This is a genomic window from Micrococcus sp. iso_26 (genome assembly GCF_056172975.1).
The window spans coordinates 2,435,696-2,450,821 of the sequence record NZ_CM149652.1 but is presented as its reverse complement, the minus strand read 5'-3'; the positions used below and the strand labels follow the sequence as shown (position 1 = coordinate 2,450,821).

General features: G+C 68.9%; 9 protein-coding genes, 1 pseudogene and 1 CRISPR repeat array. Of the genes and pseudogenes, 9 read left to right on the top strand and 1 reads right to left on the bottom strand.

The annotated features are described in order from the left end of the window. Positions 1 to 2: 2 nt before the first annotated feature. The 4 genes and pseudogenes from csb2 to AC0VX0_RS11375 form a co-directional block, all read left to right on the top strand. Positions 3 to 1,568, top strand: coding sequence for a type I-G CRISPR-associated protein Csb2 (gene csb2 / locus AC0VX0_RS11390; RefSeq protein ID WP_221845080.1), 1,566 nt, complete (start codon positions 3 to 5; stop codon positions 1,566 to 1,568). Beyond that, entirely contained in the window at positions 1,565 to 4,381 is a 2,817-nt protein-coding gene (gene cas3g / locus AC0VX0_RS11385) for a type I-G CRISPR-associated helicase/endonuclease Cas3g (protein WP_221846247.1), read from the top strand. Before csb2 ends, cas3g begins: the two co-directional genes overlap by 4 nt. Before the next feature lie 2 nt (positions 4,382 to 4,383). Next, positions 4,384 to 5,397: a hypothetical protein gene (locus AC0VX0_RS11380; protein ID WP_043282298.1), complete on the top strand. Its 1,014-nt coding sequence runs from the start codon at positions 4,384 to 4,386 to the stop codon at positions 5,395 to 5,397. Next, a pseudogene (locus AC0VX0_RS11375) lies at positions 5,394 to 5,846 on the top strand (CRISPR-associated protein Cas4); the annotation flags it as partial. The gene AC0VX0_RS11380 and the pseudogene AC0VX0_RS11375, both read left to right, overlap by 4 nt. A 70-nt stretch (positions 5,847 to 5,916) precedes the next feature. Here AC0VX0_RS11375 and AC0VX0_RS11370 read toward each other — a convergent pair. After that, positions 5,917 to 7,164 (bottom strand): IS256 family transposase, encoded by a 1,248-nt coding sequence (locus tag AC0VX0_RS11370; protein ID WP_020397262.1) that lies wholly within the window; start codon positions 7,162 to 7,164, stop codon positions 5,917 to 5,919. 265 nt (positions 7,165 to 7,429) lie between these two features. Between AC0VX0_RS11370 and cas1 the strand changes: the two genes are divergently transcribed. The 5 genes from cas1 (at position 7,430) to AC0VX0_RS11345 (ending at position 14,804) form a co-directional block, all read left to right on the top strand. Beyond that, a complete protein-coding gene (cas1, locus tag AC0VX0_RS11365; protein WP_475451692.1) occupies positions 7,430 to 8,452 on the top strand; it encodes a CRISPR-associated endonuclease Cas1 in 1,023 nt (340 codons plus the stop codon). Next, positions 8,362 to 8,754, top strand: coding sequence for a CRISPR-associated endonuclease Cas2 (gene cas2 / locus AC0VX0_RS11360; RefSeq protein ID WP_230594528.1), 393 nt, complete (start codon positions 8,362 to 8,364; stop codon positions 8,752 to 8,754). The genes cas1 and cas2 overlap by 91 nt, the downstream gene beginning before the upstream one ends. A 193-nt stretch (positions 8,755 to 8,947) precedes the next feature. Next, positions 8,948 to 10,572: direct repeats of the CRISPR family, unit length 36 nt; unit sequence GTCTCCGCTCCTGTGGGGAGCGGACTTCGTTGAGGC. Positions 10,573 to 10,914: 342 nt separating this feature from the next. Beyond that, complete coding sequence (locus tag AC0VX0_RS11355) at positions 10,915 to 12,438, top strand: IS21-like element ISMlu14 family transposase (protein WP_031943827.1); 1,524 nt, start codon at positions 10,915 to 10,917, stop codon at positions 12,436 to 12,438. Beyond that, a complete protein-coding gene (gene istB / locus AC0VX0_RS11350; RefSeq protein WP_010078636.1) occupies positions 12,435 to 13,220 on the top strand; it encodes an IS21-like element helper ATPase IstB in 786 nt (261 codons plus the stop codon). Before AC0VX0_RS11355 ends, istB begins: the two co-directional genes overlap by 4 nt. Positions 13,221 to 13,556: 336 nt before the next feature. After that, positions 13,557 to 14,804 carry an IS256 family transposase gene (locus AC0VX0_RS11345; protein WP_020397262.1) on the top strand — a complete coding sequence of 416 codons (1,248 nt, stop codon included), beginning with the start codon at positions 13,557 to 13,559 and terminating at the stop codon, positions 14,802 to 14,804. The last annotated feature ends 322 nt before the right edge of the window (positions 14,805 to 15,126 follow it).

The following is a 15,126-nucleotide window of genomic DNA, read 5'->3' as shown; positions in this document are numbered from 1 at the left end:
CCGTGGGCGGACTCGTCATCAGCGCGGACTTCCCGCTGGGCGTCTACACGGGCCACGGGCCGGACGGCGGCGCAGAGCGATTCCCTGATGTCGCGAGGCTCTTCTCGGCCCTCGTGCAGGCGGCCGCTGCGGGGACTCTTTCGACGGGGGATCCTGAGGCTCCGTTCACGGCAGAGTCGTTGGCCGCCCTGGACTGGCTCGAGGAGCATCCGCCGGATGCGTTGGTCCTGCCTGGTCACACGCCCGTGGCACCTGGCGTGCGACGCTTCGCGTACCGGAAGGAGGGGGTCTTCCTCAAGGAGGTCGGCAAGACCAACTACAAAGTGACCGGCCGGCCTGTCTCGGACGGAACTGCGCTCGGCGGCCCCGTGCAGTGGGTCTGGGATGACGGGCCCAGCGGGACGGACACACAGGTCTGCTCAACTCTGGAACAACTCTGCGCGGACGTGCCCCATCTCGGAGAGGCGTCGTCGCCCGTACGTCTGACGGTGCACGAGGGGGAGGGCCTTCCGGCGCCCACGCATCGACGTGACCGGAATGCAAGTCTGCGTGCGGTCCCCGGTGCGGTGCGGCAGGCGATGCCGAATCCCGGACGGAGGGCAGAGCTCGACCGTGCCCACGCGGCAACGACGCTGGGGCGGAAGCCCTCGGCCAGCGGCGACAAGCACACGACGTCGGCGGTGCCGCATGCCGCCCTGCCGCCGCGCGACCACCTCCGGAGCGGGATCTTCGCGTCGGTCGAGCAACACGAACCTGACGTTCCCTGGACCCAGGTGCTGGCGGTCCCCGTCATCGGGGCCAACTCCACTGTCCCTGAAGAGCGGTACGTGAGTGTCTGCGTCGCCCTGCACCGCGCGCTCGTGTCGCGCCTGGGACCCGACGCCCCGCCGGAGATCACCGGCCGTTATGCGCCGTCCGTCGCCCCACCGGCCAACCGTGTCGCACTCCACCTGGTGCCGGGGGACCTTCCGGCCCTGCCGTTCTCGGACGGACGGGATCGATTCCTCGTCCTCGTGCCGCGAGGGATGCCCGGGCCCGCCCTGGGGATGCTGGCATCAGCCGTGGCCGGCGTCCGCCGTGTCGTCACCTCAGAGCACCAGCTGACCGTCGCCCCCGAGGAGATCGAGGTGTATGACGGGGCGCAATTCTGGAAGGCCCCGCCCGAGGGTGCGGTGCGGACGTGGGACGCCCAGCCGGCCGTGGTCGTAGAACGACGGCTCAAGTCGAAGCCCCCGATCCGGGACGTCGACCTGGCTGCCGCATGGTCTCTGGGCAATGTGCTCCGCGACCTCGAACCGGCGTTCACGACGAAGGACCCTGTTGCTCGACACGCAGCGGTCGTGGAGAGCGGAGCGCAGCTTCGGGGCAGGGCGTTCCGCACGCTCACGCCGACGGCGTACGTCCACCGTACGGACCGCCGTAGCCCCATCGAGCCGTTCCGCCTCACGCTCACTCTCAGTACCGTCGTGCCTGATCGGGCCATCCTCGCGCTCGGTCAGAGCCGTCATCTGGGCTGCGGACTGCTGGTGCCCACGGACATTCCCGGATCGCCCCAGGAGCGGTCATGAACGTCAATGACAAGGCGGCCTTGACCGTCGCCATCGATGAGTTCGACGAGTTCTTCGCCGCCGTGAACCATGGCCGTGAGCCCTACGCCTGGCAGCGTGCTCTGCTGAGGCAGGTCGTGACGACGGGACGCTGGCCTGACGCCGTCGTTGCGCCCACGGGCGCTGGCAAATCGAGCGTCTTGGAGGTGCACGTCTTCGCGGTGGCCATGACCCACGCACCCGGGTGGGAAGGGGCCCGGGCCCCTCGTCGCCTCTGGCACGTGGTGGGGCGCCGAGCGCTCGTTGACGACATGGCCTCCCGGGCCGAGGGTGTGTTCGACCAGCTCGCCGAGATCACGGACGTCCCGGGTGAGGCGCCATTGAGCCGAGTCGCAGCTGCCCTGAGGCGCATCTCGCCGGCCGGGCAACCGGGCTCGGTGACAACGCTCCGCGGCGGGATCGCACCGGAGCGCGGATGGCAGGACGACCCGGTCTCCTGCCAGGTGATCTGTGCGACGCCGGACATGGCCGGCAGCCGGCTCCTGTTCCGGGGCTATGGCTCCACCGCAGGAATGCGTCCCCGCGAGGCGGGGCTGATCGCATACGACTCCGTGCTGATCCTGGACGAGGCCCATCTCAACCGGCAGCTGCTCACCACGGCTCGTCGTGTCGCGTCGCTCGCCGGTGAGTCACCTCTCGCCGCTCACGTGCCAGTACTGCAGGTCGTCGAGACGACGGCCACTCCGGCGGGACTCGCGCCGGCCCAGACTTCTATTGGCATCGAGCTTTCGGACATCCGCACGGGTGCCGTGGGGGAGGCGCTCCTGCGCCGTCTGGACCGTCCGAAGCCAGTCCATCTGCACCTGGACGGCCCCTGGCTCGTTGGGGGCACAGCGCGTGAAACGACGCAGGGAGCACAGGAGATCGCCCGCATGGCGGCGGACGCCGTGCAGGCGGGACACACCCCCGTGGGGGTCGTCATGAACCGCGTCGCGTCGGCCCTGGCCGTGCACCGTGCCCTCCTCGGTCTCAATGGCGGCCTGGATGTCGCGCTCGTCGTGGGGCCGCGCCGCCGCTGGGAGCAGGCCCTCGAACGATCCCGGACCCCGGATGTCTACGTGGCGACCCAGGCGATCGAAGTCGGCCTCGACCTGGACTTCGGGTTCCTCATCACGGACATCGCGTCGGGATCGGCGCTCGCGCAGCGGGCAGGGCGACTCAACCGCACCGGGGCCCGGGAGTCCGCGCCCGTGCATGTGCTCTGCCCGTCCGCCGATCCCACGGCCAAGACGGCGGCTCCTTACGAAGTGCAGGACATCACCGACGCGCTCGAGTGGCTCCGGGACCGCGCAGAGGATCCGAAGGGGGTGAGTCCCGCTGCTCTCCTGGAGCACCCGGCCCCGTCCACCGCCCCGGCCAGGCCCGTCCTCAGTGAGATCGAAGCCGCGCGCGCGGCCCTGTTCAGCCGCACGTCCGAGGCACTGGCCGTCGAACCGGACTTGACGCTGTGGCTGAGGGACTCACTAGACGCGGAAACGGACGTCGCCGTCGTGGGCCGCCGGCTTCCCCGTCTCGGCGAAGACGCTGGAGAGGACTGGTCAGGGTTGGACCAGGCGGAGTCCGCGGCGTTGCTGACGACTGCCCCACCTCAGCCGCATGAGGCCTATCCGGTCACGCTCTCCCGGCTGCGCCTGCTGCTCGCCGGGGGCCGCCGCGGGCGGGCGACGCCCGCGTTCGTCCGTCGTGGACGCCAGTGGACGCTCGTGGATCCGGATGCCTCGGGTCACGGGATCGTCCCGGGAGATGTCGTCTGCGTCCCCCACGACTGGGCTGCCACACATCATCACGTCCTGGTCGAGGATGGCCGGGAGCCTGTCGGCGACGTCCTCGACCCGCGGTCTCCGGACGGAACGATGCTCTCGCTCGAGCCGGTGAAGGCCAGTCGGCGCAGGGTGGTGTTCATGACCGGCGTCGCCTCGCCTGGCGTGCAGGACTACCTTCGATGTTCCCTGTTGGAGGTCTGCGCGGGCCTGCAGGAGGCGGACGTTCCGCTGACCCTCCCCAGCGTGCTGGATGCGCTGGATGACCGGGGACAGTCCGCGTGGCTCACCGCTTATCTCGGCCAGTGGGCGGACCCGGACCTGGCCGCACGATTCGACGTGAAGGTCCACGTGGGTGGCCGGGCTCCCGACTCGCCGCAGCAGGCGGCATGGGTGGTGTTCGAGCTGCTGGACGCGGCCGATCCTGACGACGCCCAGCTGTCTGCGACAACCGGGCGCAGCCCTGTGTCCCTCGCCGATCACCAGAGGGACGTGGCAGACCGGGCCGGCGAGTTCGCCCAGGTTCTCGGCCTGCCTGAGAGTCTGAAGCGGACGTTGACCGTGGCGGGGGCACACCACGACGACGGCAAGAGCGACGAGCGTTACCAAGCCTGGCTGACCCAGGGTGTGGCTGGCGCGGACGAGCCGATGGCGAAGAGTCTGCTGAGCGCCCTGCCTTTCCGTCAGTCACGGTTCCTCCCCGCTGGCTGGCGGCACGAGCAACTGTCCGCCGCGATGCTCCGCGCGCATGCGGACGGGGCGGATGCCCTGGCCGTGCGTCTGGTGGGAACGAGCCACGGGCATGGGCGCGGCACGTTCCTGATGGGGGCGGAGAGTCTTGTCCACCCGGAGGCAGCCCCTCACGTCCGCATGGCCGCGGAGGAACTGTTCGACGTCGGAGTCTGGGACGCACTGGTCCTGTCCGTGGAGCAGACGTGGGGGCTATGGGCTGTGGCCTGGCTCGAGGCGGTACTGCGGGCCGCCGACGTGACGATCTCCAAGGAAGGACGATGAACATGGCCCGCACGACTGAGCCCGTGACGCTGACAGGCACGTGGGACGTGCTGCTGTCCCATACGGCGCTGCTCGGCGCCGCGATGGTCGTGGAGGAGGAACTGGGAGCCGGTGCCGTGCGGCTGCGGTGGACCGACGAGCCGGACTCTCGACCGCAGTTGTGTGGGGCAGGGCTTGATGCCGCGGCCCTTGGCGGCCTCATCCACCGGCATGCGACCCGGCATGTCCAAGACCCGAGGGGCTGGCTGTACTCCACGGACGCAGTGGCCGGATCGTTGTTCTCGGCCCGGACCAAGATGCCGGCGTCCGAGCACGCGTGGGTCGACCTGCTGCACGATCGCACAGAGGCGGCGCGGCCATTGCGCGGGCTCGACTCGGCTCTCGTGGTGGGCTTGGGGGAGCGGGCCTGGTGGCACAGGACGAGCAAATCGTTCCGGCCCGACCATGGCGCGGCCGCCTGGGAGATGCGCACCAGGAACAAGGGCATGGAGTTCATCGCGCATTCACTCCTCCCCACGGGAAGGGCCGTGGCTGGCCGAGCGGTGGAGGCAGTGACCTCGGGCCTTCTCGGGACCACGGTGGAGGACGAACCGGGCAAGAACAAGCCGGATTCCCGCACGGCGACGGGCATGGCCCCCCTGGGGCCGGTGGATGCCGCGCGTGCCTGGGTGGGGCTGTGGGCGCTCGCGGCCTTGCCCGTCTGGGCGGACAGCCGCGGGCGGTCCGTTTCGTCCGCTCATATCCCAGCCCGCAGGGAGTCGTTGGCGCGGCTATTGATGCCGGTGCCGACATCCTGGGTGACGGTGGCGCGGATGCAGGCCGCCTTGCGCTCGCGATACCTGCTCGTGGCGGGGGAAGACGCGACAGGGCCCAGCTTGGGCTCAGCCGAGACGACGGCGGCTCAGGCGATCCTGGAGGAGTGGGGGTTCGCTCAGATCCTGAGCTTCCCCGTGAACGTCACCGGCAGTGCGTCGGCCCCGGAGCGGCGCACTCTCGCGGCGAGGGCGCTGAGATGACTGAGCACGACACGGGGGAGCCGTATGCTGACTCGCTGCCATTCAGTCTGGTCGCGCACTGGAGTTTCTGCCCGCGTCGGGCATGGCTCGAGGCCATGGACGAGAAAGCGCCGAAGGTGGCGCAGATCCAGCAGGGAGTGGCGGACCATGCGCGGGTGGACGTGCCCACCACACGTGAGGCTCAGACGATGCGCGGCATCGACGTGCGCGACCCGTCTCTCGGCGTCCACGGGCGAGTCGACCGGGTCGAGCGACTCCCGTCGGGGCGTCTACGCGTCGTCGAGCACAAAGCCACCCCAGTGAAGCGAGCTGCCCGAATCAGCGACACCAATCGTCTGCAGCTGGTACTGCAGACGATGGCGCTCGAATCCCAGGGGAACACGGTGGAGGACGCCGAGGTGTACTTCACCACCCATCATCGGCGGGTCCCGATCGAGATCTCGGCTGCGGACCGAAAGACCTGGTCAAGTCCCTGGAAGTGGTGTAACCGTCTTCGAGGTTGTAGGGGGCTTGTACCTGTCAGGTCTGCAGGGTCGGCATCACCTCCGTGCTCATCACGGTCTCTTGCTCCGTGGTCAGGGGCTCACGGCACCGGGCGAGCAGTTCCAGGCCGAGATACCGGCGGCCTTCGGCCCATTCATCTGTCTGCTCGGCCAGCACGGCCCCGACCAGGCGCACCACGGCATCCCGGTTCGGGAAGATCCCTACCGCGTCCGTGCGTCGCCGGATCTCCCGGTTCAGCCGCTCGGCGGGGTTGTTCGACCAGATCTGGCACCACACGTCCCTCGGGAACGAGGTGAACGCGAGGATGTCCTGTCGAGCGGCGTCTAAGTGGGCGGCCACCGCGGGCAACCTGTCCTGCACGTAGTCCAACAGGCGCTCGAACTGGGCGTGCACGGCCGGCCCGTCGGGCTGGTCATACACGCTGTGCAGCATGGCCTTCACCGCCGGCCACATGCTCTTCGGGGTCACGGCCATCAGATTCGCCGCGTAATGGGTGCGGCAGCGTTGCCACACGGCCCCGGGCAGGTTCGCCGCCACTGCTTCCACGAGGCCGCGATGGGAGTCCGAGGTCACCAGTGCCACCCCGGCCAGCCCCCGGGCCACCAGGTCCGCGAAGAACTCGTTCCACCCCGCCCCGGACTCCGTGGTGGCCACCCTCAGCCCGAGGACCTCGCGGCGCCCGTCCGCGTTGACCCCGGTGGCGACCATGGCCACCGCGTTGACCACACGCCCGCCCTCACGCACCTTCATGGTCAGGGCGTCGGCGGCGAGGAACACGAACGGGCCGGCCTCGCCCAGCGGCCGGTGACGGAAAGCCTCGATGTGCTCGTCCAACTCCTGTGCCATCCGGCTGACCTGGGACTTCGAGAGCGAGTCGATGCCGAGCTGACGTACGAGCTTGTCCATGCGCCGGGTCGAGACCCCGGCCAGGTAGCAGTCCGCGACCACGGTGATCAGTGCGGACTCGGCCCGTTTGCGGCGCTCGAGGAGCCATTCGGGGAAGTACGTGCCGGCCCGGAGTTTGGGGATGGCCACATCGATCGTGCCGGCGCGGGTGTCCAGGGGTCGGTGCCGGTAGCCGTTGCGCTGTGCGGTACGGCTCTGGGAGGCCTGGCCGTACTCGGCGCCGCAGACCGCGTCCGCGTCGGCGGAGAGCAGTGCGTTGATCACGGTCTGCAGCAGGTGGCGCAACAGGTCTGGGGAGGCCTCCCCGAGAGCTTCGCGCAGCAGGCGTTCAGGGTCGACAATGTGTGGAGCGGTCATCGTGGTGATGTCCTTTCGAGAGTGCTGTGGAAGGTTCGCTCGAAGGCTCCCACGGTGACCGCGTCCGTGAAGGGGACGGTGTTGGCGACCGGGGAGGGTTACACCACTATCAGGGACTCAACTAAAGGCCGCCCGTGATGCGGTGGCATCGGCTCGGTCCGTGGTCAACGGGAAGACCGCTCCGGCACCGTTACTGGACGACCCGAGGTGCATGCGGTGCTCCCATGCCTCCGTCTGCCTCCCTGAGGAACGGCAGGAAGCAGAAGTGCTGTCCCGAATCGTCCCGCCGGACCCTGCCGGTGAGACCCTGCACCTCACTGTGCCGGGGAGTCGAGCGAGCATGTCGGCCGGGCGGATCACGGTGGTGAAGGGCGATGAGCGGCTGGCCAGCATCCCTTTGGAGCGGGTGTCGGCCGTCGTGGTGCACGGCAACGTCGACCTCTCAGGAGCGTTGCTGCGGGAGCTGATGTGGCGAGGCCTCCCCTGTGTCTGGTGCACGGGGGCGGGGCGCGTCGTCGGGTGGACCAATGGAGTCAAGCCGCCGAATGGCGGCGCACGCTTCTGTCAGTTCGCGGCATCGGCCGAAGGCCGAGTGGACATCGCTCGCGAGTTCGTGGTGGCCAAGGTCGCGAACCAGGCCACGATCCTCCGGCGTTTCGGAGGCATGCCAGCTGTGGTCAAGCGTCTTCGATCGGCGACGCGACTGGCGAGCACGGCGACGTCCACCGGCCAGTTGTTCGGAATCGAGGGCCGGGCTGCCGCAGAGTATTTCGCAGGATTCCCGGGGTTACTGGCGCCAGGTGTGGACGCGGGCGTGGCTGAGTCCTTCCCCGGTCGGGTCGGGCGAGGGGCCACCGACCCGTTGAACATCGCCTTGAACTACGGGTATGGGATGCTCCTATCCGAGGTGATCCGTGCGGTCCTGGCCTGCGGCCTGGACCCGCATGCCGGGGTGCTGCACTCCAGCGGACGGAACAAGCCGGCCCTGGCGCTGGACCTGATGGAGGAGTTCCGTCCGCCCGTGGTCGATTCCGCCATCTTGGCCGCGTTCAACAATGGCGAGTTGGGGCGGCTGTCTTTCACTCATGTGCTCGGTGGCGCGCGGCTCACCCAGACCGGCCGGCGCAAAGTGATTGCGGCGGTGGAACGGCGCCTCGGGACGGAGTTCAAGCACCCCGTCTTCGGATACAGAGTGACGTGGCGCCGCGCGATAGAGGTCCAGGCGAGGATGTTCCTCGGCGTCCTGGACGGCTCGCAGGAGGTCTACAAGGGGGTGCGAGTCCGTTGAGTGCCCGGGATCGTCTCCGGAGGAGGCTCATCGCCTATGACATTCCTGACGACCGCCGCAGATCCCGGGCGGCCCGCGTCCTCGAAGGGTTCGGAGATCGAGTCCAATATTCAGTCTTCGTGGTGGATGCCTTGCCCGCCCAGTTCGTCTCCCTGCAAGCAGCCCTCGAAGCGGTGCTGGATCCGGGCGAGGACAGCGTGCTGGTCTGCGACCTCGGCCTGACGGCCACGCTTGGCGCAGAGCAGTTCAGCTTTCTGGGTCGATCACGCGAGATCTCTGTGGATGGGCCCATCATCATCTGAAGCGAGCCAGGGACCTTCGCGAAGGCTCCGTCGATGTCCGGAATCCGGCGAGCCGTCGCATCAGAAAAGGGCTTGTCAGCCCACGGTTCATGGGTCGAGGCCGATAAGCATGGCGCTCCACGGACGCCTCTTGAGCCCAGGGCTCGCCGACGGTCGCGTTTGCCCATGTCAAAGGGCTGTAATCTGAGGTGCTGTCTCCGCTCCTGTGGGGAGCGGACTTCGTTGAGGCTCCGTGGCGGGACCATGTATGCGATCTGGCGGACGTCTCCGCTCCTGTGGGGAGCGGACTTCGTTGAGGCGGCATCCGCACCGTGTCCTCCCTCCTCGCGACCGGGCAGTCTCCGCTCCTGTGGGGAGCGGACTTCGTTGAGGCTGCAGCCCGTCATGGGACAGGCTCGGCGGGTACGTGCCGGTCTCCGCTCCTGTGGGGAGCGGACTTCGTTGAGGCCAGCCAGCCGGGAGCGTCTGGCCCACCCGTGAACCGGTGTCTCCGCTCCTGTGGGGAGCGGACTTCGTTGAGGCGCCGCGGACCGCACCGAGGTCGATGACGCGACCGCCGGGTCTCCGCTCCTGTGGGGAGCGGACTTCGTTGAGGCGACGCCGAGCCCTTCATGGCGTCGTAGACGCGCTGGGTCTCCGCTCCTGTGGGGAGCGGACTTCGTTGAGGCCAGGGCAAGCACGAGGCCCCGGACCCCCGCCACCACGGTCTCCGCTCCTGTGGGGAGCGGACTTCGTTGAGGCCCGAAGCGGCGTTGGCCCCGATCGTCGTGGGCAGGGAGTCTCCGCTCCTGTGGGGAGCGGACTTCGTTGAGGCTCAGCGGCGGGGCCGCGGGCGGGTGTGCTGTTCAGGTCTCCGCTCCTGTGGGGAGCGGACTTCGTTGAGGCCTGGGGCCGGGCGTCACGTCGCTGCCGGAGGTCATGTCTCCGCTCCTGTGGGGAGCGGACTTCGTTGAGGCTTCACCGCGAACGAGGACGGCGGCGGGGTGCGGCGTCTCCGCTCCTGTGGGGAGCGGACTTCGTTGAGGCTCCAGCAGGTCCAGCTGCTGAATCTCCGGGACGTCGTCTCCGCTCCTGTGGGGAGCGGACTTCGTTGAGGCTTCACCAGCCCCTACGGCTGGCGTGACTGCGTGTCCGGCGGTCTCTGCTCCTGTGGGGAGCGGACTTCGTTGAGGCCTCGCCGGCACCGGCCCGCTGCGCTACGCCGAGGACGTCTCCGCTCCTGTGGGGAGCGGACTTCGTTGAGGCCGTAGTCAGACGGATACCGGATGTCACGGATTGAAGAGTCTCCGCTCCTGTGGGGAGCGGACTTCGTTGAGGCGACGACTGCCGCGAGGACCTCGAGACCACGCGCGCAGGTCTCCGCTCCTGTGGGGAGCGGACTTCGTTGAGGCCCGCAGGCGCGGCCCCAGGCATTGCCTCTTCCTGGTCTCCGCTCCTGTGGGGAGCGGACTTCGTTGAGGCGGCAACGGCGGCATCGACTGGCAGCCCGCGGTCTGGGTCTCCGCTCCTGTGGGGAGCGGACTTCGTTGAGGCCTCGAGGCGGGCCGCATCCTCGGCGAGGACGTGGGTCTCCGCTCCTGTGGGGAGCGGACTTCGTTGAGGCTCGAACATCGAGCAGGACTGGCTCGGATTCATCCGGTCTCCGCTCCTTTGGGGAGCGGACTTCGTTGAGGCTGGCACGAGTACCACGGCGAGCGGTACCTGCGCCGCGTCTCCGCTCCTTTGGGGAGCGGACTTCGTTGAGGCAGCCGGTCCGTCCCCTCGCCCACCTCGTGGGCCCCGGTCTCCGCTCCTTTGGGGAGCGGACTTCGTTGAGGCGTGAGGATGTAGCCGGGGTCGTCATCCTGCTTGCCGTCTCCGCTCCTTCGGGAACGGACTTCGTTAGCGATCCAGGTCCGAGGCGGGGTAGGGCTCAGACCGTGTTCCTCCCTGGTCAATTCGCTCGACTGTAAGCGGCCATGAAAAGCTGCCCATAGGTGGCCAGGGAATGACCCGCTGACGGCCATGAGGACTGCCCAGTGATGGCCACGGGAACTGCCCGGTGCTGGCCATCTGGTTTGCCCGCGTTGCTCGTTGCCCGCCGCGTCGTGAGCCGGCGGGGGCCTCCTCCCCGGGTTGGATATCGGTGTCGAATCGAATCCAGCGAGGAAGAGGCCCTGAATGAAGGATGCCGCAGAAACCATGAAAATACTCAGTGCCTATGACCTGACCAAGTCATTGCGGGGCGCCGCCGAGCTGGCCGGTTGCTCCCATCACACCGTGGCCCGGCTGGTGCGGGCCCGCGACGCCGGCCAGACCCCTGGATCCGGAGCCAGCCGCCCGAAGGTCACCGATGTCTGGCTGCCCAAGATCGAGGAATGGGTCGAGGCCTCCACGGGCAGGATCCGCGCCGATGTCGTGCACGCCAAGCTCACCGCAATGGGCTACACCGGCTCTGAGCGCTCCACCCGGCGGGCGGTGGCCGAGGTGAAGGCCGCCTGGCGGGCCGGGAAGCGCCGGGTGCACCGGCCCTGGATCACCGAGCCGGGCGCATGGCTGCAGTACGACTTCGGCGATGGGCCGGCGATCGACGGGGCCAAGACGGTGCTGTTCGTGGCCTGGCTGGCCTGGTCCCGCTACCGGATCGTCATCGCCCTGCGTGATAGGACGGCTCCGAGTGTGTTCGCCGCCCTGGACCGGTGCTTCCGGCTGATCGGGGGCGCGCCGACCTATGTGCTGACGGATAACGAGAAGACAGTGACGGTCTCTCATGTGGCCGGGGTGCCGGTGCGTAACCAGGCCACCGTGGCGTTCGCTCGGCATTACGGCGTGGAGGTGCTGACCTGCCAGCCAGCGGATCCGGCCGCCAAGGGCGGGGTGGAGAACGCGGTGAAGCTGGCCAAGGCCGACCTGGTCCCGAAGGACACCAACCTGCGGGACCAGTACGCCTCGTTCGCTGAGCTCGAGGCCGCCTGCGCGGGGTTCATGGCCATGGTGAACTCCCGGGAGCACCGGGTGACCCGGCGCCGCCCGGACCACATGCTCGCCGAGGAGACCAGCGCGTTGCATCGGATCCCCGCCACGGCGCACACCGTGGCCTACGGGGTGGGACGGAAGGTGCCGGAGAACACGCCGATGGTCTCCTTCGAAAACGCCCAGTACTCGGTGCCCGCGCACCTGCTCGGGGCCGAGGTGTTCGTGCGCCATCACGGCACCGGACCGGACTCGATGGTGGTGATCATGCACGCCGGTGCGCAGGGGCCGGTGGAGGTCGCCCGGCACCGGGTGGCCCGGCCCGGGTCCCCGGCCATCGACGACGCGCACTTCCCCGGCCACGAGACGGACAAGGTGCCCGGGGACTACACCCCGGTGCCCCGTTCGGCGGCGGAGGCCGAGTTCCTGGCCATCGGGGCCGGAGCGAGGACCTGGCTGGTGGAGGCCGCCGCGGCCGGCACCAGCCGGATCGGTCAGAAGATGGCCGAGGCCGTCACCCTGGCCAAGCTCGCCGGCACCGACCAGGTCGACCGCGCCCTCGGGGTGGCCGCGGTGCACCAGCGCTTCGCCCACGGCGACCTGGCCTCCCTGCTCACCGCCGCCGGCCACCGCACCGGGATGCACACCGCCACCGAGGAACGGTCCCTGACCCAGGGCACCGCCGGCTGGGCCGGCCTCGGTACCTCCAACACCGAGGGGGCAGCCCGGTGAGCATCCACACCCCGAACACCGCCGCACCGGCGCTGCCGGCCGATTTGGAGGCGCTGTTGCGGCAGCTGAAGATGCCCCACGCCCGCGGTATCGCCGCCGAGGTACTGGCCACCGCCCGGGCCCAACGCTGGGAGCCGGCCGAGGTCCTCAAGGCCCTGCTGGTCGAGGAGACCACCGGTCGGGCCCGATCCATGCTCGCCGCCCGGCGCAAGGCCGCCGGGTTCCCCACCGGCAAGACCTTCACGACCTGGGATCCGGGCGCCTCCTCGATCCCGGCCCCGACCCAGCAGTCCCTGCGCACCCTGGAATGGCTCTCGCGCAGAGAGAACCTCGTGGTCTGCGGGCCCTCCGGCACCGGCAAGACCTTCTTCCTCGAGGCCCTGGGCCAGCAGGCCGTGGAGGAGGGCAAGCGGGTGGCCTGGTTCACCCTGGAGGACCTCGGGGCGATGATCCGGGCCCACCGGCCCGATGACACCATCACCAAAGCCGTCGCCCGAATCCTGCGCGCCGACCTGATCGTCATCGACGACATCGGCCTGCTGCCGGTCGCCGACGATGCCGCCGAGGGCCTCTACCGCATCGTGGACGCCGCCTACGAGAAACGCTCCGTAGCGATCAGCTCGAACCTGCACCCGGCCGGCTTCGACGAGCTGATGCCCAAGACCCTGGCCACCGCCACCGTGGACCGGCTCCTGCACCACGCCCACGTGTGCCAGACCACCGGAGACTCCGTACGGATGACCCAGGCAATGGCCGGGAAGGGAGTCATGCCACTGAACTGATCCCATCACGGTGGCCAGCACCACCACCCAAACGGGCAAACCAGCTGGCCACCAGTGGGCAGTTCTGATGGCCACCAGCGGGAAGAAACACTGGCCGCCTATGGGCAGAACTCAATGGCCCTTGACACTCGACTCTGTCGAGGGCGAGGCGCCTCGACGGGGTCGAATCACGCACGTGACGTCCGCGCCCGTCGTCACGCGTTCGCGAGGTCTAGTTGAGTCCCTGATAGTGGTGTAACCCTCCCCGGTCGCCAACACCGTCCCCTTCACGGACGCGGTCACCGTGGGAGCCTTCGAGCGAACCTTCCACAGCACTCTCGAAAGGACATCACCACGATGACCGCTCCACACATTGTCGACCCTGAACGCCTGCTGCGCGAAGCTCTCGGGGAGGCCTCCCCAGACCTGTTGCGCCACCTGCTGCAGACCGTGATCAACGCACTGCTCTCCGCCGACGCGGACGCGGTCTGCGGCGCCGAGTACGGCCAGGCCTCCCAGAGCCGTACCGCACAGCGCAACGGCTACCGGCACCGACCCCTGGACACCCGCGCCGGCACGATCGATGTGGCCATCCCCAAACTCCGGGCCGGCACGTACTTCCCCGAATGGCTCCTCGAGCGCCGCAAACGGGCCGAGTCCGCACTGATCACCGTGGTCGCGGACTGCTACCTGGCCGGGGTCTCGACCCGGCGCATGGACAAGCTCGTACGTCAGCTCGGCATCGACTCGCTCTCGAAGTCCCAGGTCAGCCGGATGGCACAGGAGTTGGACGAGCACATCGAGGCTTTCCGTCACCGGCCGCTGGGCGAGGCCGGCCCGTTCGTGTTCCTCGCCGCCGACGCCCTGACCATGAAGGTGCGTGAGGGCGGGCGTGTGGTCAACGCGGTGGCCATGGTCGCCACCGGGGTCAACGCGGACGGGCGCCGCGAGGTCCTCGGGCTGAGGGTGGCCACCACGGAGTCCGGGGCGGGGTGGAACGAGTTCTTCGCGGACCTGGTGGCCCGGGGGCTGGCCGGGGTGGCACTGGTGACCTCGGACTCCCATCGCGGCCTCGTGGAAGCAGTGGCGGCGAACCTGCCCGGGGCCGTGTGGCAACGCTGCCGCACCCATTACGCGGCGAATCTGATGGCCGTGACCCCGAAGAGCATGTGGCCGGCGGTGAAGGCCATGCTGCACAGCGTGTATGACCAGCCCGACGGGCCGGCCGTGCACGCCCAGTTCGAGCGCCTGTTGGACTACGTGCAGGACAGGTTGCCCGCGGTGGCCGCCCACTTAGACGCCGCTCGACAGGACATCCTCGCGTTCACCTCGTTCCCGAGGGACGTGTGGTGCCAGATCTGGTCGAACAACCCCGCCGAGCGGCTGAACCGGGAGATCCGGCGACGCACGGACGCGGTAGGGATCTTCCCGAACCGGGATGCCGTGGTGCGCCTGGTCGGGGCCGTGCTGGCCGAGCAGACAGATGAATGGGCCGAAGGCCGCCGGTATCTCGGCCTGGAACTGCTCGCCCGGTGCCGTGAGCCCCTGACCACGGAGCAAGAGACCGTGATGAGCACGGAGGTGATGCCGACCCTGCAGACCTGACAGGTACAAGCCCCCTACAACCTCGAAGACGGTTACACCACTTCCAGGGACTTGACCCGAGGTCTTGGGCGTGGCTCCATGGAGTGAGCATCAGTAGCGAATCTGTTGGCTCGCAGCCAAGGCTGAAGGCGAGTCGGGGAAAGGCCATGCCCTGGGCCAATGCCCGGCGCATGGCGTCACGTGCTGTCCCGCGTTGAAGTTCATCCGGCATCTCCCCTACCCGCATGCGCGACCGGCGCGCAGCCAGCTGCAGCAAAATTTCGGCGACGAGCGCGGTCTATATCAACGCGGCCGTCTAGCCCGCGGGAAGCAGTCGGCCCCG

Excerpts from the sequence above, each read along its gene's own strand:
- cas3g (WP_221846247.1), top strand. The coding sequence starts at position 1,565 with ATGAACGTCAATGACAAGGCGGCCTTGACCGTCGCCATCGATGAGTTC.
- AC0VX0_RS11380 (WP_043282298.1), top strand. The coding sequence starts at position 4,384 with ATGGCCCGCACGACTGAGCCCGTGACGCTGACAGGCACGTGGGACGTG.
- AC0VX0_RS11370 (WP_020397262.1), bottom strand. The coding sequence starts at position 7,164 with ATGACCGCTCCACACATTGTCGACCCTGAACGCCTGCTGCGCGAAGCT.
- AC0VX0_RS11355 (WP_031943827.1), top strand. The coding sequence starts at position 10,915 with ATGAAGGATGCCGCAGAAACCATGAAAATACTCAGTGCCTATGACCTG.
- AC0VX0_RS11345 (WP_020397262.1), top strand. The coding sequence starts at position 13,557 with ATGACCGCTCCACACATTGTCGACCCTGAACGCCTGCTGCGCGAAGCT.